Origin of the sequence: Paenibacillus sp. NPDC056722 (assembly GCF_042790635.1) — a bacterium.
GTDB classification, from domain to species: Bacteria; Bacillota; Bacilli; order Paenibacillales; family Paenibacillaceae; genus Paenibacillus_AQ; species Paenibacillus_AQ agri.
In genome coordinates, this window is the sequence record NZ_JBHTYV010000004.1 from 194,368 (window position 1) to 212,146 (window position 17,779).

At 44.8% G+C, this 17,779-nt stretch carries 16 protein-coding genes and 1 pseudogene; 5 read left to right on the top strand and 12 right to left on the bottom strand.

The window, feature by feature from the left end:
* The first annotated feature begins 48 nt into the window (after window positions 1–48).
* On the top strand, window positions 49–1,089 hold the full coding sequence (locus ACFRAM_RS12315; RefSeq protein WP_379466105.1) for an NAD(P)/FAD-dependent oxidoreductase: 1,041 nt from the start codon (window positions 49–51) through the stop codon (window positions 1,087–1,089).
* A 208-nt stretch (window positions 1,090–1,297) separates the two neighbouring features.
* Here the strand turns inward: ACFRAM_RS12315 and ACFRAM_RS12320 are convergent, their stop codons facing one another.
* The 4 genes and pseudogenes from ACFRAM_RS12320 to ACFRAM_RS12335 form a co-directional block, all read right to left on the bottom strand.
* Complete coding sequence (locus ACFRAM_RS12320) at window positions 1,298–1,756, bottom strand: SMI1/KNR4 family protein (protein WP_379466106.1); 459 nt, start codon at window positions 1,754–1,756, stop codon at window positions 1,298–1,300.
* Window positions 1,757–2,463: 707 nt separating this feature from the next.
* On the bottom strand, window positions 2,464–2,967 hold the full coding sequence (locus ACFRAM_RS12325; RefSeq protein WP_379466107.1) for an SMI1/KNR4 family protein: 504 nt from the start codon (window positions 2,965–2,967) through the stop codon (window positions 2,464–2,466).
* Between the two features lie 242 nt (window positions 2,968–3,209).
* A pseudogene (locus ACFRAM_RS12330) lies at window positions 3,210–3,316 on the bottom strand (sulfurtransferase); the annotation flags it as partial.
* Between the two features lie 84 nt (window positions 3,317–3,400).
* Entirely contained in the window at window positions 3,401–3,853 is a 453-nt protein-coding gene (locus ACFRAM_RS12335) for a MarR family winged helix-turn-helix transcriptional regulator (RefSeq protein WP_379466108.1), read from the bottom strand.
* A 152-nt stretch (window positions 3,854–4,005) separates the two neighbouring features.
* Here ACFRAM_RS12335 and ACFRAM_RS12340 point away from each other — a divergent pair, with 152 nt between their 5' ends.
* The gene (locus tag ACFRAM_RS12340) at window positions 4,006–4,881 is read left to right on the top strand and encodes an SDR family NAD(P)-dependent oxidoreductase (RefSeq protein WP_379466109.1); all 876 of its coding nucleotides are present in this window, start codon (window positions 4,006–4,008) and stop codon (window positions 4,879–4,881) included.
* 354 nt (window positions 4,882–5,235) lie between these two features.
* On the opposite strand, the gene ACFRAM_RS12345 is transcribed toward ACFRAM_RS12340, so the two are convergent.
* The 8 genes from ACFRAM_RS12345 to ACFRAM_RS12380 all read right to left on the bottom strand — a co-directional run bounded on the left by ACFRAM_RS12345 (window position 5,236) and on the right by ACFRAM_RS12380 (window position 14,618).
* The gene (locus ACFRAM_RS12345) at window positions 5,236–6,072 is read right to left on the bottom strand and encodes a sulfurtransferase (RefSeq protein WP_379466110.1); all 837 of its coding nucleotides are present in this window, start codon (window positions 6,070–6,072) and stop codon (window positions 5,236–5,238) included.
* The gene (locus ACFRAM_RS12350) at window positions 6,065–6,913 is read right to left on the bottom strand and encodes a MerR family transcriptional regulator (RefSeq protein WP_379466111.1); all 849 of its coding nucleotides are present in this window, start codon (window positions 6,911–6,913) and stop codon (window positions 6,065–6,067) included. The genes ACFRAM_RS12345 and ACFRAM_RS12350 overlap by 8 nt, the downstream gene beginning before the upstream one ends.
* A gap of 28 nt (window positions 6,914–6,941) precedes the next feature.
* On the bottom strand, window positions 6,942–7,703 hold the full coding sequence (locus ACFRAM_RS12355; protein ID WP_379466112.1) for an ABC transporter ATP-binding protein: 762 nt from the start codon (window positions 7,701–7,703) through the stop codon (window positions 6,942–6,944).
* An 11-nt stretch (window positions 7,704–7,714) separates the two neighbouring features.
* Window positions 7,715–8,467 carry an ABC transporter permease gene (locus ACFRAM_RS12360; RefSeq protein WP_066370188.1) on the bottom strand — a complete coding sequence of 251 codons (753 nt, stop codon included), beginning with the start codon at window positions 8,465–8,467 and terminating at the stop codon, window positions 7,715–7,717.
* Between the two features lie 631 nt (window positions 8,468–9,098).
* Window positions 9,099–10,259 (bottom strand): phosphotransferase enzyme family protein, encoded by a 1,161-nt coding sequence (locus ACFRAM_RS12365; RefSeq protein ID WP_379466113.1) that lies wholly within the window; start codon window positions 10,257–10,259, stop codon window positions 9,099–9,101.
* Window positions 10,256–11,179 carry an ABC transporter substrate-binding protein gene (locus tag ACFRAM_RS12370; RefSeq protein ID WP_379466114.1) on the bottom strand — a complete coding sequence of 308 codons (924 nt, stop codon included), beginning with the start codon at window positions 11,177–11,179 and terminating at the stop codon, window positions 10,256–10,258. The genes ACFRAM_RS12365 and ACFRAM_RS12370 overlap by 4 nt, the downstream gene beginning before the upstream one ends.
* A gap of 19 nt (window positions 11,180–11,198) precedes the next feature.
* The gene (locus ACFRAM_RS12375; protein WP_379466115.1) at window positions 11,199–12,206 is read right to left on the bottom strand and encodes an ABC transporter substrate-binding protein; all 1,008 of its coding nucleotides are present in this window, start codon (window positions 12,204–12,206) and stop codon (window positions 11,199–11,201) included.
* A 429-nt stretch (window positions 12,207–12,635) separates the two neighbouring features.
* Entirely contained in the window at window positions 12,636–14,618 is a 1,983-nt protein-coding gene (locus tag ACFRAM_RS12380; protein WP_379466116.1) for an AraC family transcriptional regulator, read from the bottom strand.
* Between the two features lie 172 nt (window positions 14,619–14,790).
* Between ACFRAM_RS12380 and ACFRAM_RS12385 the strand changes: the two genes are divergently transcribed.
* The 3 genes from ACFRAM_RS12385 (at window position 14,791) to ACFRAM_RS12395 (ending at window position 17,551) form a co-directional block, all read left to right on the top strand.
* Entirely contained in the window at window positions 14,791–15,213 is a 423-nt protein-coding gene (locus ACFRAM_RS12385; protein WP_379466117.1) for a GNAT family N-acetyltransferase, read from the top strand.
* A gap of 156 nt (window positions 15,214–15,369) precedes the next feature.
* Window positions 15,370–15,951, top strand: a complete 582-nt coding sequence (locus ACFRAM_RS12390; RefSeq protein WP_379466118.1) for an RNA polymerase sigma factor — start codon at window positions 15,370–15,372, stop codon at window positions 15,949–15,951.
* Window positions 15,920–17,551 carry a DUF4179 domain-containing protein gene (locus ACFRAM_RS12395; protein ID WP_379466119.1) on the top strand — a complete coding sequence of 544 codons (1,632 nt, stop codon included), beginning with the start codon at window positions 15,920–15,922 and terminating at the stop codon, window positions 17,549–17,551. Before ACFRAM_RS12390 ends, ACFRAM_RS12395 begins: the two co-directional genes overlap by 32 nt.
* Window positions 17,552–17,779 lie beyond the last annotated feature (228 nt).

Sequence of the window (17,779 nt, forward strand, 5' to 3'; positions counted from 1 at the left end):
TATCATAAAGCCCATGTTACAATGGGGCGACAAAAGGAGGAGTCATTATTGAACAAACAAAAAATCGTGATTATTGGCGCAGGAATTGTCGGGGCGTCCATGGCCTATCATCTAGCCAAACGGAATCAAGATGTAACCGTTATTGAACGACACCCCGCTGCGGCGCGTGAAGTCACGGAAAAATCTTTTGCCTGGATACATACGACTCATAAGGTGGCTCCCGAGTACTGGCATTTGTACGATGCGGCTTTGGAAGAATATCATGCGCTTCAGCAGGAGCTGCCCGAACTGAAAATTCATTGGCATGGAGCGCTGACTTGGGGGACTCCGCCCTTAAGAGAGCAACCCCACTTTCAAAAATTAAACCGGGAGCAGCTTGAGTTATTGGAGCCGAATCTGCAGGAATATCCGGATGAAGCGATGTTTGTCAGCGAAGAAGGTGCGGTGGACCCTATAGAGATTACGGAGCTGTTGTTAAGCAAAGCGCAGGAGTACGGAGCAAAGGTTCTGTTCGGTACCAACGTTACACAGCTGCAGCAAGAAAATTCCCGGCTGATCGGCGTCCATACGTCCAAGGGTTTTATAGAGTCGGATGTCGTGGTATTGGCAGCAGGTACAGGACTACCCGAACTTTGCAACCCGTTAGGTTGTCCCGTGCCGGTAACCTCTTCGCCTTCCATTCTGATCCGGATGAGGACACCGAATAAACTAATACGCACATTAATCTCAAATGCGCAGTTTGAAGCGCGTCAACTGACAGATCATACGCTGCTGGCGGCGGAAGATTATATCGACGAGTCGGAGGAAAACGGACCAGAAGCGGTCGGTATGCGGGCGTTCGACACGTTGCGGCGCAGTCTGAAGGACGGGAACCAAATGGAACTGGAAAGCATACAGGTCGGGATGAGACCAATGCCTGAAGACGGTTATCCGATCGTGGGCTTCCAAGATCACATAAAGGGACTTTATCTGGCGGTGATGCATTCTGCGATTACACTGGCTCCGCTGATTGCACAACTGGCTGCAAGTGAAATAATTGATCGGGAATCAAGAAGTGAATTAAACCCTTGTCGACTCTCACGATTTTAGGACCGCTCGAGGGATGTTCTCGCTGTTGACCTCGATGCTCCTAAGCACAACGCAAAAGAGTACATCGCCACATGAGCGATGTACTCCAAATTAAATACTGTATCAACCTCAAATACGTCAGTGGATAATATAAAGAAACTTGCTTCATGTTACCCCTTAGGCAAAAGCTAAGGAATAGGCGGTGCCCATTCCTGTCTTTGGTTTTTAGTTATGAATGCTCATCGATCAGCCGCTCTAGAAATTCCACAAATGTCGAGGCATACGTGTCGATCAAATCATTCATTAGATCGTAACACATAACCGGAAACTCACCCTGTTCGTTTCGCAAAGATATATCAAAAAAGTAAAGCTCGTCACTATCTGGAACGAACAAGTCCAGTCTGTCCGGAAACCGACTTACCCACCACTCCTCAGCTTTATTCAGTCTATGGATATAGAGCAGGTCACTATCGTCATAATCTCTATGTTCTGGATCGCCAACCGTTAGAATATTTCCGCCATTCAACCGCGCATTACCGTAATGAATCAGCCACCAGCGGTAGGACGGAGGCAGGCTGAATCCTAATTCCTCTTCTACTTCCGCTATCCAGCTCTCTTCTGCCCCATGACCGGAAAACCATTTCAATGCAGAGGTTGTCTTCAGTTTATCTGCTAAACGCTCGTACATGGCTGTTATCCTCTCTCCTTTTTCATTTCCAGTTGCTATACTTTTTGTATATTGTAGCACAACAAAATAACGGGTACAGTGCCTACATTCCTATTGTTAATTCACTATATTTTTCTGGAGTCGGATGTCTTGGTATTAACCACAGGTACAGGCATACCTTAACTTTGTAAAACTTTAGGTTGTCCCGTGGCGGTAACGTCGTCGCCTTCCATTGACCCTTGTGGACTTTCGCGATTTTAGGACCGCTCTAGGGATGTTCTCTCTGTTGACCTCGATACTCCTGAGTACAGTGCTAAAGATATAACATAGGATATGATCCACCGCGATATCTGTAAAGGCAAGTCTTAAGGCATCTTTCGCCGGATGGTTGTTTCTTTTTTTATAATGATCACTTAAATACATTATAGTTGTGACTATTACCAAGACCGCTTTTCGAGGGGTCATTTTTATTTTCAGGAGGGATATGAAAACTCGCAACTTCAACACATGTTGTAAACGATAAAATATCAATTATTACCACAGCACTTGATAATGGAAGTTGCCTAATCCTTGTTTTCGTTGAATGACTAGTAACATTGTTTTGTATGCCTATCGCTTATTTAAGTATTCTCTCAGCTCAACTATGATGCCCATTAACTGAATGATTGTAACAAAAATACGACCGATTTAGTGTACTGCGCTCCGGTCATATTTTTGTTATTCACTATTTATGTTACACTGAACTCTACTGAATTTGACATTATTAAATCAAAAAATTGTTCAAGCGTATTGGCTACTTTTTCAATTTCTTCAAATTCGGGCTCACATCCACGCACAATAACCCCTTTATCATTTGTTAAATCAATTGCATAGAAGGAATATCCACCATCAACTGACATCACAATTGGCAAGTAATTATCCCACCAGGACGTTATTTCGGATTTCCAAATGTAATCATCCATTGCTGCTTCTAAACTAAGCGATTCATATTCATTCCATTTAAATGCACTAGCTGAGCTATCATTGAACTCATCCTCACAAATAAACCAGGTCTTCTCATTTGGTGTAATACATTTTTCAACCATACTTAAAAAATCTAAATATTCATTTGGGATTTCTTTAAATCTTGATGTAATGCTACTATCCAAATTTAATTGAGACCCGGATTTTTCGGTTATATCCCAACGGTTTTCAGTAGCCCAAATAATAAACTCGCCAATTTTTTTATTCATATTCATCTCCTTCTAATCGTTTTCTAACATCTTCAATTTTTACTATTTGGTACATTGTAGCAAAAAACCGGACCTATTTACGAAAAGAAGAGTCCGGTTTTTCGTCGCATAAACCCGTTTGCGCCTACTTCATTTGTTGCTTCATTTTATCTCCGTGTTGACATTAAAAATACACCACCAAGATATACAAACCGCTTGGCGATGTATTTAAACTTTACATACTGCTATGCATTTTTACGCATCTATTCTTCTCCCATCGCAATAGGGGTCTCGTTATAACTAACCCAATCCCTCCAGCTGCCAGCATATAGCTTCACATTTGTAATCCAGCTTCTTGCAGTGCAAAAACGGCATATTGCTGATCAACAAGTATTTCATGTTGTATATCAAGATCATAAGGTTCGCCGCTTATTTTTGTAGATGCATATTTTTATTATTTTGCATTAAATTCTTTGAGCATTTGGATAAAATCTTGTATTTGCACATCATTCCATTTTGAAATTCGTTCATAAAAAGCGGTTTCTTTTTCTTTTAGAGCATGAGTTGTTTGTTGATAACCGTATTCTGTAAGGGAAAGAAGAATGGCTCGGCCATCATTAGGAGATGGTTCCCTTCTTATATACCCAAGTGATTCCAACTGTTTGATTAAGCGACTTACAGAACTACGGTCCATAGCTGTTGACTCTGCCAAGCCCGCGGCACTTGTAGCCCCATAGGAGTATAGCCAACGAATAATATGGAAAGCCGCAGGTTGAATAGACGAATCGAAGAGATTAGCAGCCCTTACATTTAGTGCATGTGCAGAACTAATCAGGGCATTAATTTGTATACCTAACTCCAGTTCTAATTCTTCTCTTGGTTTATTACGATGTTGTTGATGCTCCATTCTTCTTCACCTTTCTTGTATATACAAAATAATTCTAAATTTAATTGACATATATCCATCAAATAAATATAGTGGATATATATCAACTAAATTACTCGTTTATTTTTTTGTTTCATTTTGAAAATATTGTATCACATAAAGGAGAATGAGCCATGCAGAAAAGTCCAGTAGTTGTCATAACCGGAGCTACAAGTGGTCTAGGTCAGATAGTAGCCATTGAATTAGCAAAACAAGGCTTTCACCTGGTTTTAACGGCTAGAAGTAAGGAACGGGCCGCAGCTACGAAAAAGATTATTCAAGATACTACATCTTCAGCAAAAATAGATTTTTTTTACGGAGATTTATCTTTAATGAGTGAAGTTATTCGAATTGGTCAAGAAATTATAGCTGCGTATCCTATCATCAATGTACTTCTAAATAATGCAGGAATTCACGCGTTTAAACCTCGCGTCACATCTGAAGGATTTCCTGAAATGGTTGCTGTCAACTATTTAGCACCATGGCTGTTGACACACATCTTAAAACCGTCCTTACAGAACGCGGGAAAAGCTACCGTAGTTAATGTAGCATCAGAAGCCTCACGCAACCATGGCGTGTTAAAATTGCCCGAAGATTTAACTGATACTGCGCCTTTTACAGCACGAGGCTCATCTCCTATTTATGGAAAAACCAAGTTAATGAACATTATGTTTACAATTGAGTTAGCTCGACAATGCTCCGATACAAGTATAAATGTGAATGCCCTGAACCCAGGATTCAATGTGACAGGTCTTGGGCGTGAACTTAAATTTGCAGCTATTCTAGAAAGAATTTTGAAATTTTTTAATATCGGTAATCCTCAAAAAGGTGCTGAAATTATAACTAGATTAATCCTAGACCCAAAATATCAAGTGGAGACTGGAGGGTATTTCAATGTAGGAACTGGAAAGCCTATTACTCCTGTACAGCCTGGCCGAGATGGCACCATGCAAAAGAGGTTATGGAAGTATACCCAAGATTTGCTTATTCAAAGAGGTTTTCTAAAATAAATACTGCTCAACCAAACGATAAATCCATCTATGAAGCCAATCCCACCTTTTTATTCGGCAAACAACCTTCAGACAGCACTTCGTTGACTTCCCGTTGACTATTCCGAACACTTGCTGACTTTTAAGATAGCAACATAAACACCCGGAGGGAAGGCGGCTCTTCAGCCGCCCTTCTCAGGGAGGTGTGTAGTCTTGGTATGACCATCAGTGGCAGGACTTCGGGACTCAAAGAAAATGGTTACACGGAGTACACGTTTATCTTCTGTTGACTTCGAAATCTATAAGGGCAACGCAAAAAGTACATCGCCACATAAACGATGTACTCTAAGTCATAACCTGGATATCTGCTTCACCCTACTTTTCTTCCCCAGTCGCAATCGGGTTCTCATCATAACTAACCCAATCGCTCCAGCTTCCCACATACAGCTTCACATCTGTGTATCCTGCTTCGGTTAATGCCAGCACGTTGGGGCAAGCCGTTACCCCTGCTCCACAGTACACGATAATTTCCCGGTCAGCCGGGATGGCCTTAAAGCGTTCACGTTGCTGTATGCCATCAAGGAACACCCCGCTCGGAGATCCTTCTTCCCAGTAATGATTAATGGCACCAGGAATATGACCTGCCTTCTGGTATTTCGATGTATCCTCACCGGTATAGCGATCATGTATCCGTGAATCAATTAATACTCTTTGTTCCTGACCGATACCAGTCTTAACCTCAGTAATCGTCGCCTGTAGGCTGTCGTTAAACCGGGGTGAAAACTTGGTACCCACAGGATGTGATGGCTCATCCGTTACCGGATAGCCTGCTTGGCTCCAACTAGAAAAACCGTCAGATAGTAGTTTCACCTTCTCATGGCCGGCATGCTTTAGCATCCACCACAGCCGTGACGCAATACTGCCTCCCTGATCGTCATACACAATCACTTCTTTTTCCTCATCAATCCCGGCTTGCCCCAGCTTCTCCGCAAACACAGCAGAATCGGGGAGCGGGTGGCCGCCTCCATGAATCTCTTTTGGACCCGAAAGATCGGTATTCAGATCAAAGAATACAGCACAGGGAATATGCCCCTGCAAATAGGCTTCATAACCGGCTGATGGCTCACCCAATACAAAACGAACGTCCGCAAATACCGTGTTAGGATCATTCAGCCGCAATACAGCCTCAGATGAATGAATTAAATTAGACATAATCAGTTCCTCCAATAGGCAAAATCAGTTCAGTTACATAGTTATCGCTGACCGCGGTACTCCAAGGATCAATGATGTATCTTTCGTAGGAAGCCCCTTGAAGCGGAATGTCCTGCTCTTGTGCCCAATGCTGCACTTTCCGGTACGTATCAGAGAGGGTGCTGTAATCTCCTTTGTGAACTACACTTATGGCCTGAAATCCTCCCACCCCTGTCGTCAACGCCGCATTGGCTTCATCCTCAATCACCGCTGTGTAGCAATCTACGGATGTGAAGGTATGATTGATACGCTGATCAAAATCTTCGAAGAACAGCATAAAAGGCCCATACGCGAATACATTATGCTGGTTGCAGAGCCCGACGAGCACGTTGCTATAAAGCACTTCAATATTGGCGGCTTGAGGGTCTGAAATCTCATAATGGAACTTCAACGTACGATATTGTGGAAAAGGGGCAATCTCGATATCCTTATCCTTCCGCGGTGTCGCCAGCAGCGTCTCCCCTTGCTTCAGCAGCCGCTGCCATTCCTTAATCGCAAAATGTTTCTTCTGCAGCTCCGCCATTTGCTGCTCAACGATCAGCAGTTCTTTAGTCATATAGTCTTCCAGCACTTCAAAGTTGGAGCGCTCCAGCATCTGACGAATATCATCGAGCTTAAAGCCCAGTTGCTTGTAATATTTAATCAGCGGAATCTTCCGTATGCTTTCCACCGAATAATACCGATAGTTACTTTCAGGAGCGATGCGGTCGGGTGTCAGCAAGCCGATATCGTCGTAATAACGAAGTGTCCGAATCGGAACATTGCATGTCTTTGCCACTTCTCCAATGGTGTACCATTCCAATTCGTCTCCCCCTTTTCAGAGCTTACTCTTACAAAAGACCTTTAATGGTTTCCTTCAATACTAATAGCTCAGGATTAATGAGCCGATCTCTCTTATTCTGCTGGTTAAAACTAACAGTGAGTTTTTCTTTCACTACTCCTGGTCTCGAAGACAGCACGTAGATCCGGTCTGACAGAAAGATCGCTTCTTCTATGTCATGGGTAATGAACAGGATGGTAACATTAAAAGCTTCCTGAACTTCCAGCAGCCAAGCCTGCATACTGCCTTTCGTAATGGAATCCAGAGCACCAAAGGGCTCGTCTAGCAGCATAATCTCTCCAGAGGCCAGAAAAGTGCGAAGAAAGCTCGCGCGCTGCTTCATTCCCCCGGACAGCTCACTCGGATAGCGATGCTCATAGCCTTTTAACCCGATCCGGTCCATTAATGATACCGCCTTTGAACGTGAAGCTTCCTTATTAGAGCCTTTCAGATCCAGCGGCAAAACAATATTGTCCAGAACCGTCTTCCACGGCAAAAGCAGGTCCTTCTGCTGCATATAGCCGATCTCTCCATGAACGTCCAGCGTTCCTCTATCTGCCGGCAATAGGCCGGTAATGATGTTAAACAAGGTGCTTTTTCCGGAACCGCTCGGTCCCAGGATCGATACGAATTCACCCTTGCGGATATGCAGAGAGACATCTTTCAATATCTCCGCAGAACCATATGATTTGCTGATACCATCAAGTGTAATTAAGGTATTGTTCTCGCCGGAATTAGGGACAGTCTTCTCCAATAGTGCTTTATTTTGCATCGTAACCTCCACTATTTCCAATGCGTCGTTTTTTTAGATATATAATTGATAAGATAAATAAAGCCCACACTGATGATTACGATAACCAGAATCGAGGCAAACACTTTATCGAGCGCATAAGCATTCTTGGTGCGAACCATATACACCCCGATCCCCTTCGTCCCGCCTTGCCATTCCCCGATAATCGCCGCCATAATCATATACGTCGCTGCAATTTTGAGTCCGGAGAAAAAATTCACCATCGCATAGGGCAACTTCAAATGGATGAAGGTTTGCAGCTTGGAGGCCTTGTAGGAATGGAAAAGGTTCAAATAATCTTTGTCCACCTTTTCAAATCCGTCCACCAGACTAATACAAATCGGGAAAAAGCAGACCATCACAATAATGAGGATTTTCGGCAGTATGCCAAAACCGAACCAGACGATTAACAACGGTGTTAGCGCAATGGTCGGAATGGTCTGTGAGACGATCAGGATGGGATAGAGCGATTTTTTGATAACGACAAAACTGTCCATCAATATCCCTAGAACGAAAGCTAATGCGATCGATAATGCAAATCCGAGCACAGATTCATACAGCGTTGTTCCGACATGACCCGCAATGGTGCCAAAGTCGCTGATCAAGGCACTGACCGTAGCCAAAGGCGAGGGCAGAATATAGAGTGGAACGTGGTTCAATGTCACGATTAGCTGCCACACAATGACGGCAATGAGAAGGGTAGCAATTGGATAGATCCGTTCGTCTATCTTTTTAAGTTTGTCCATGGTAGTTATCTCCCGCGATTAGTAAAGAGACCATATCCCGGGATCATGGGCAGTATGGTCCTTTATCGCTATTTTTTAAATTCATATAATTCCTATGTGTTTATTATAAATTAACAACCACATAACATTCTGTCAATGTTAAACTTTAACTATATAAGACGAACAAAAGAAATTAACAAAAAGCGAAGTTGAGTGAACGGGAAGTTTCAGCTTTGTCAGCATAAAGCGCTCGCTTGAAAGCTTTCCACAGGAATGCTGGCACCGGAACATAGACTGTCGACAGCAAGACCTATAATTCATGGCTGTTCAAATCAGCGAAGCGATGTCACTAGAAGAGATATATTCCCCTTCACCCGTCGTCTTAATGTGAGAAAAAGGGACCTTCTCCGCAACTAACAGCATTTTTGTACCTTATTTTTCTTCAATATAGATAAATAAAGGAAATAAGGGCATTATTGTATCTTATTTTCCGAAAAAGCACGCCTGATGGGGTCCTCTGGAAGATTTAAGGTACAATTTTGCACTTAATCTCCACTAACTCCTATTTGCAGAGAATTTAAGGTACAAAAATGCCACTAATTACACTTCTATACTTCTATACTTCTATACTTCTATATACAGTACCGCCCAGTCACTCAGTAGCCCTCTGTTCCAGATAGGTCAGTAAGTCTTGGCCCTGCTGTCCAAGAAACCACTTCGCATGACCAAGCCAGAAGCTGTCGTAGGCCAAATCTGTGTTGGACTTTGACTTCACAATCCCCATAAAGTAATCCATCTCGCTCAGTGCAAACTCCGCATGAACCAGGGGAAGGATGGCCACAAGTGCAGCGGTCTCCTTACTGCTCAAGGGCCGAATCGACTCATATCCTGACAGCAAGGCCTCAAGTTGGGCGTAATGTACAATGTCAACCTTTTCTTGATCATCTAAAGCCAGCCATTCTATCGTATTGCGCTCAATTGCCGTAGCCAGATCATAGATAGCATTCGTACGGTCTGCGAGGCCGAAATCCAGAATCGACTCGACACCCGACCGTTCATCACTGTCACTCCACAGTAGATTGGAGGCATGCCAGTCATTATGTGTCCAGAGCGGGTTCAACTCGTTGAGTAGAGGCGCAAGTTTGTCGTAAAAAGGCATGAAGACCGTTTCCAAATCCTGCTCCCAGGATCGGCTCTCCAGATACTTGCCCAAGGCTTCGCGTGGTGCAATATAAGCCGCCATTTCCTGGCGCGGGTCGGCTGAACCAAAGATTGAGAAGCTTGATACCAGGGCACGTACTGGTCTTGCCGGGGCTTCAAAGCTCTCCGCCGCATCATGCAGCCGGGCCAGCGCTTCACCTGCTGCATAAGCGTGACCCTCTGTCAGAAAAGGACTCCACGAAACCGCATCCCGGTACAAATCGTCCCCTTTTGCCAAGCGATGCACCTCATACGTCCATTCTTGGAGCGCAAAGGCCGTTAGATCATCTCTTCCTGCGACGATATTACTAACCGGAATTCCCTGGGTTCGCAAGTGGCGGATAAAACGATGCTCCTCCAGAAGTCCCGCTACATCACGAACCGTATGATGATGCCTTTTAACAAACAGGCGCTCCGTAGCGGTGATAACTATCGTCGCACTGGAGAATGGCCTTGGGCTGTGCCAAGTCAGCTCCGAAGCTTCCTCTAACTCTGGATAGTAGCTTAACAATTGATTGACTTCCTCAAGGGTAATCGGTGCCCAATCCGGCCGGACAAGGGTTGTTCCCATGCCATGTGACAGTAGATCCGGACCGTTGCCTTCCCGGCTCATCGCTCATTCTCCTTAGGGAGAAAATCATTGCTGTAAGCCGTCTTCCAGCCATTCCGATCCTGCAAAATGCCATGATCAGCAAGCCACTCGGAATAAGGTTCGATCAATTCCGTACGTTGTACGCCCCAAATTCCGTTATGCAGCCAGGTACCAGCAATCAGCGGCAATGAACGCTCCACAAGGTGGGCAGGGAAAAATGGAATAATCCGTTCATAGATTGGCGCGGCCAGCAGCGGATCAGCAACCAAGGCCTGGTAACCTCTCTCCGTAGCCGCCAAAAAAGCGCGGACAGTCTCAGGATCTTGAATAGTCTTTTCCACCTGTGTCCCTAGTAGATAACTGTGATAAGGCGGCGCACCGATCTCATCCACAGGCCATACGATTCTCTCTTCTTCCGGAACTGTGGTGTCCATAAGGATCTCCCAGGCCCAATAGCTTCCGAAGGTTGCATCTGCCTCACCGGCGGCAATATCATCAGGGGTTAACTCTCTTGAACCACTATCTACAACGATAATGTCATCCGGGTCCCCACCATCCGCGCTAACCAGCTGCCGAATCATAGCCATTCCCCGTGGAGTAGGATTCAAGGCCACCCGTTTACCGCTGAGATCTGCCGGGCGACGAATTCCGGTACTTCGCACCGTCTGTACAGTTTCCATTCCCCTATGGTTAATGGCTGCTACGCCCACAACCACCGGCTGTGTCTCCCTTTGTACCAATAGCCGATTACTAGGGAAAATACCAAAATCCGCTTCTCCTCTCGCCAGATAGGCTAAGGTGTCGCCCCGCTGCGGATCGTACACCGTAAACTCCACATCGAGTCCGGCATCCTTATACCAACCCTGCTCACGCGCATAATAGAACCCGGCTGAATTAGTCCAAGGGTAGAAATATTCAAGCATAACCTTTAAGTGTTTCATGGAGTCAACATCCTTTTCATTATTTTTTCGGGAGGAATTCGTTAGTAAAAGCTTCTTCCGGTTTCAAATCGGTTGGAATTAGCCCTTTATCCTTGAGAAATTTCGCATAACCGCTCCATATCTCGGTCTTCATCTGCCCCCATGCCAGTGCGTCAGCAATATATTGAGTCGCCAAAAATTTCTGACTTTCCACAGCGAGCGTTTTATCAATTTCCGGTGCATGCTTCAATAAAAGCTCCGCACTTTCCTCTGGATGATCGATGGCATATTGGTAGCCCTCTTCGGTTGCCTTTAAGAACTTGCGTACCTTGTCAGGATTCTCGGCGATCGTTTTGGTTCCAGTGATCAGAATCGGTGTGTAATAATCCAAAGCCGGATCAAGTTCTCTTGCCGGAATATAATTCAGTTCAACACCTTTGAGTTTGGCTTGTACGCCGGTCCAGCCTTCAAAAATCCAGGCAAAATCAACGTTTTTCTGGGTAGCCGCGAAGAAATCATCATTACCGATATCCACAAGCTTCAGCTTGTTGAAGTCGGCTCCATTCTTCTCCATAACCGCTTGAAGAATCGCTTCCTCCGATGGGGAACCCCAGCCGCCATATACTTTTCCCTCAAAATCCTTCACACCTTGAATGTTCTTGCTCTTCGGTGCAGCAAACCCTGAGGTATTATGCTGGATGATCGTAGCGACTGCCTTGATCGGCAGCGGTTCCTTGCCGGTTAGCGCATAAGTTACATCTTCCTGGTAGCTGACGCCAAAGTCACCTTTTCCAGCAGCGATCAAAGTCGAAGTCGTTCCTTCTGACGGCTGCACAATTTGTACGTCTAATCCTTCATCCTTGTAATAGCCCTTCTCTAAAGCAACATATAAACCTGTATGATTCGTATTGGGCGTCCAGTCCAGAATAACGCTGGTAGGTTCCAGCTTAGTACCTTGTGCCTGCTCTTTTCCACTACTCGCACATCCAGACAAGAGCGTGGCCGACAAAGCGGTAATACCCAGTATGGTGAATAAACTTGATTTCATATAGAATCATTCCTCTCCAATAGCTCTCTCAAGTAAATAAATCCTATTCCGATGTATTTACAATGGTATAGAGAAAATAATAACCCTCCATGTAACTGGAGGGTCAAGCATTTTCTTCACTTCTTTAGGTTACTTCCGTTTTATTTACTTTTACGATGAACAAATCCCATTCTTTATTGTATAATTTAGGAAAATCCATGAGGTGATGATATGAGTAAATCTACACGCTCTGATAAAGCTATTGTTTCGGTCCTGCTCGGAACAGCCTTTTCGATCATCATAACTTTCTTTGTGGTTAGATATATTATTCAGCATGTTTGGTTTGCTCCTTAGGGGAAGGGGCTCATATACAAAAACGGCTACCTCTAAAAGGTGGCCGTTTTTGTATATCGTATTTGATTAAAGAACGGAATGGATACCGCCCCTCCCTTATTTGCCCAAAAAGCTCGTAACAATCAAATCCAGCTGCGCTTCCAATGAGATCGGATCGTTGTAATAGGAACCCTTTTCACTAATAAAATATACCCGGTTATTCTTCACCGCAGGGAGTGATTTCCACAGCTTGCTGTCGTACACAACATTCGCATTACCGTCGTCCCATCCCCAATTGCTTGTAAAAATGTAGTCGCCAGCATACTGGGGCAGTAATTCAAGTGATAAATCCGTTCCGAATTCAGGACCGTCGATGAGCACTTTCTGGATCACTTCCGGAGCTTTTAGACCAAGATCATCATATAAAATCTCGCCGCCTCGGCCGCCCTTATTTCCCCAAGCGTAGATGCCTTTGGCGAACGGCTGGAGGATCGATACCGTTTTGTCTCCAACAACTTCCGTAATCTTCGGCTTCACCTCAGCAATTTTGGCTTTCCACTTCTTTGCCCATTCCTGCGCTAGATCTTCCTTGCCTGTGATTTTCCCAAACTCCATCAAGAGTTCTGACGGGGTTCCCGCTCCATATTTAAGTCTAATCACCGGGGCAACTTGTGCGAGTTGTTCATATTGCGCTTCTTCAATGTAATCAAATGCAATAATAAGGTCCGGTTCTAATGCGAGGATTGCTTCTATATTAGGCTCTTCACCTATATTAATGATACCGTCCAGCTTTCCTTCGTGATAAGGGTTAGCTAACGAATCTTGGGTCGCAGCCACAGGCTTAACGCCCAGCGTCAGTAAATTACCAATCGCACTTCCAGTTAAGTCCACAATCCGTTTCGGATCAGTGGGGATCGTAACTGTCCCCTTAGCATCCGTATAAGTTTTTGTTGTTGCAACTGCATTCCCTGTACTCGAATTCTCTTTGGCTGTTTCCTGGCTTGTCTCTGTGGATTGCGTACGATTTGCAGCGGTATTGTTATTTACGGTATTTGATGTGCTGGAGCAAGCACTAATGAACAGCATGAAGCATAACAACAGCGCCGCTGTAGCCATAGAAGTTGACTTGGTGACTTTGTACAATGGATATCCCCCTCTTTTGTCTAAATGATAATCATTCTCGTAACCATTGAAACTATAGCATCGGGACTCAACAGCAACAAGGGCAGATTTCGTATTAGACACGGGCAATTCCGGTACAGGAGACCCAGCTTGGACTCTCGTTCTGAATTGCATTGGAGGTAATCCATAGATTTTCTTAAAGCTGCGGCTTAACGTATGGGCATCTGGATATCCGGCCCGTTCGGCAATCTCTTGTAGTGAGAGGTCAGTTTGAAGCAGATCATTCACAGTCCGCCCCATACGAATACGTGTCAGAAACTTGATCGGACTTTCGTTCATTCGCTGTTTAAAAAGCTTGCTTAAGTAACTAACACTGCAGTCAAACTCTTCGGCCAGAATGTCTAGTGTTATAGGCTCCATGTAGTGATCCTGAAGGTAACGAACGACCTGCGCCAGCAGATCTGGATGAACAGGGTGAATCCCTTGGGTGTTGATCTGACTTAAAAGCTCATGTACAAATTGATAAAATAACGACCGTGCATGAAAAGAATTCAGCAGATCCTGCCCCATCCAATTCGCCATCATCTCCTCCAGCTTCCCCCGCAGAGGAAGTGGATACAGCGGAACGAAGCTATATTGATGAAGAAACGGATTATCTCTCTCCAATTGCAGCATTAATTTCTTAGATGCAGGCAGCATCAGAACAGCCTTGTACAAGACCAGATAATATTCAAAGGCTTCCTCTGCTAAAATATTCAGACGCGCACCGCGACCACCATGCAGTACATGGTTACGGCTCATAGTGTGCAGCACATCGTCCATCCGTACGCTTGCATTCCCACGTTGAACATACAAAAAAGCACTGACCGGCAGACGGTAGCTCTGCATCTCCATGCCTGTCTCCAGCAGGCCATGGCGGATATCCAGCACTTTTAGGGAAGCATGATTCCATAACGCAATGTGATCGTATAGCTTCATCGCCCTTTTCAATCCTCCCAACACTATGACGACTCTGTCCTATCATTATATTGATAACCATTCTCATCGTAAAGGAAAAAGAGAATATACTTCCTCCATCCGTTATTGATTTTTATACCAGATACCTCAATAATACAAATAAGAACTGCAGATAGTGTGCCGGAGGTGTCTTATGGAGTATCCATTCAAAGAATATGTGATTAGTGATGATCAAGAGCGTGTTCACGTCCCCACAGTAATCGATTTTTTGGCTACCAGCTACTGGGCCAATAAACGCTCTCCTGAGAAGATCAAGAAATCGATTCAAAACTCTGTCTGCTATGGTGTGTATGATGGGGATCAAATGATTGCTTTCGCAAGACTGATCACGGATGGGGCTACAACCTATTATTTGTGCGATGTGTTCGTGCTGGAAGCCTACCGCGGGCAAGGCATCTCGAAGAAACTGATCGAAGTGATCACGAATGCACCTGAGCTGGAATGGATGTCCGGTATCCTGGCTACCAAAGACGCTCATGGACTGTATAGTCAGTACGGATTCGAGAAGGAAGACGGTAAATTCATGAGAAGGCAACCTCAAAGCAGACAGCAATAAACAAATTTAAGTGTACATAGAAAGAGATTACACAAATAAAATACTCTCCCTCTCTTGGTCTGCGCATGTCGCAGGCTTTTATTATTTCCATAAAGTGAGAAGTTTTCAGGTCTGCAACGTCTTATATATAAATCGATTTTGTCTGGAGGCATCCAAGTGAATGAAGGGATAGACGACAAGCTGGTGATCAGGGAGGTACTGGACGGAAATCGGGAAGCCTTTGCGCTACTGGTGGACAAATACAAATCCGGTTTATACCGCCTGCTGCTAGGCATGGGCGCGAATGCTCAAGATGCGCAGGATCTGGCACAGGAATCTTTTATTAAAGCCTACCAGAAGCTCCCGGACCACAACAGCCAGAGCAGCTTTGCCGCCTGGTTATACGCGATTGCCATCAATCGTTTAAGAGATTTGAAACGGCGTAAAAAAGTCAGCCTTGCAGCCCTCCCCTTGCTGAGAGAGGCAAGTCCCCCCCTTACACCAGAGGAACAGTATATGCGTAAGGAAGAGGAACTGGAATGGCAGGGAAGATTAGTCCGGCTGCCGGAGCGTTATCGCATCATACTCCTGCTTCGTTATGCCAATGAATTAACCTACGAGGAAATTTGCGAGATTACAGGATTGTCCATGCATCAGGTCAAGAACCGTCTTCATCGTTCCCGGCAGAAGTTGAAGAAACAATGGTCTCAAGCAAAGGAGGATTCCAGTGAGCAAATGGAGCTTTACCAATCGCGATGATCGTGATGCGGATGAGCTGATGTCACGCCAAATGCAGCGAATACCGGCAACGCTTCCTGATTTTTTCACAGAACAGGTCATGGAACAAGTACGTCACACAGAAATGGATGCCCCAACCGGAATGAACTTAAGGAAATTATCCGGAATGCGCAGAAACAGAGTCATTAAAAAGCTGCAATGGGGCAGTGCTGTCACCATTGGAACGGCCTTTATGGCCTTTGTGCTGGTCTCATCTTACTCGGCTTATGTACGAAATTCTCTACAAATCGTTCAGACTTACACTTACTCAGCACCACTGCCCAGCCTGATGTTTGGTGACAACAAACCGGATTTCGATATCGGTCTGATGGAGGCGCAAGCGCTTGGGGTGGTACAACAGGCTAATGTTCAGGCGACTGACAAGGGCTATACACTTATGTTACGTGATGTTGTGGCAGATCCTACGCGAATGGTTCTGTCTTTGCAGATTGTTGACGAGAAGGGACAGCCTGCAGAACGGGAAATGGACCGTTTTGATTTTGCGCAACTGCATCTCAAGGATCAGCAAGGCGAAGATATCGGACAGCTCAGGGGAATTATGCCTATGGAAACCCGCAATGGTTCAGACAATTCCATACAGAAGTATATTATGTTAACCTACAATTTCCCAGATAAAGAGCCCAAAGACACTGTGCTTATACAGAGCGATGTAAAAGAACTAAAGACTGGCAAGGACGGCAATAAAACACTTAAGGGAAACTGGAGCTTCAGCTACACCGCAGACATGAAAAAAGCGAACAGCCTGGTTGTGACGTCAGACCTGAACCAGTCCTACACCACTCCGGAAGGACTTCATGTGAAGATGGACCAGCTAATACACTCTCCTGCAGGTGTGCAGCTAAAGTTCACGACCTCGCTCTCCGAAGCTACAGCTGCCCTCTCTCCAATGGAGCTGAGGAATAAGCTGACGGTGATGTTCCATCTGGAGAACGCGGAAGGACAGGAGCTGTCTCGAATTAACAGTTCCAAGGATGGAGGATACGTTGACAGATCCTTCGCCTACACAATGAAAGAGGAAGAAGGTACCGCTACACTGCATTGGAACTACTACTTCTCTTACCTTCCGTATGACAGCATGAACGTTCGTTTTGTTATGGATGGCTATTCTATTCCAGTGAAATCCAACGATAGCATAACGTTTCGGCCGGAGGAACTGAAGCAGCAGCCTGTCATTTTTAATAAACAAGGCGACCATCTGGAAATCCATGATATGAAAATAACTGAAATAAAAGATGAACCCGGTATTTCCGCGTGGATGATGGTCAGTGGTAGCTTTGCCAACCAATTCAAAGCCGATCAATGGGTAGCCCACGATCCAGATGGCAAAGAATACAGGGTTGTTTTCAGAGGCTCATATACTGATGGAGAAAAGGCCACCATTAGTAAACCGAATACAGGCACTAGCCCTTCTTACTTTATCGCCAAAGGACTCACTGCCTTACCTAAGGAGCTGACACTGGTACGCACCATCACAGACAAACGGTATACCGATGTGGACTGGAGCTTTGATCTACCTAAAATCGAACGCAACGAAGCCCTGAAATCCATTTCCATTCCTTAGAATGATTCCGATCAGTAATTAATGAACAGATCGGGGCTCTTCACTTAGAGTTCTCCGGTCTGCATAGTTTCCCAAAATCTACTCAGTGTTTATATAAAGGCATTTTTGTACCTTAAATTGATGATTTTAGCGTGAAAAAGGGAATTAAGAGCATTATTGTACCTTATTTTCCTACATATCCTAAAAAATACGGCCTTCCCAAAGAATTAACATACAAAAATGCGCTTA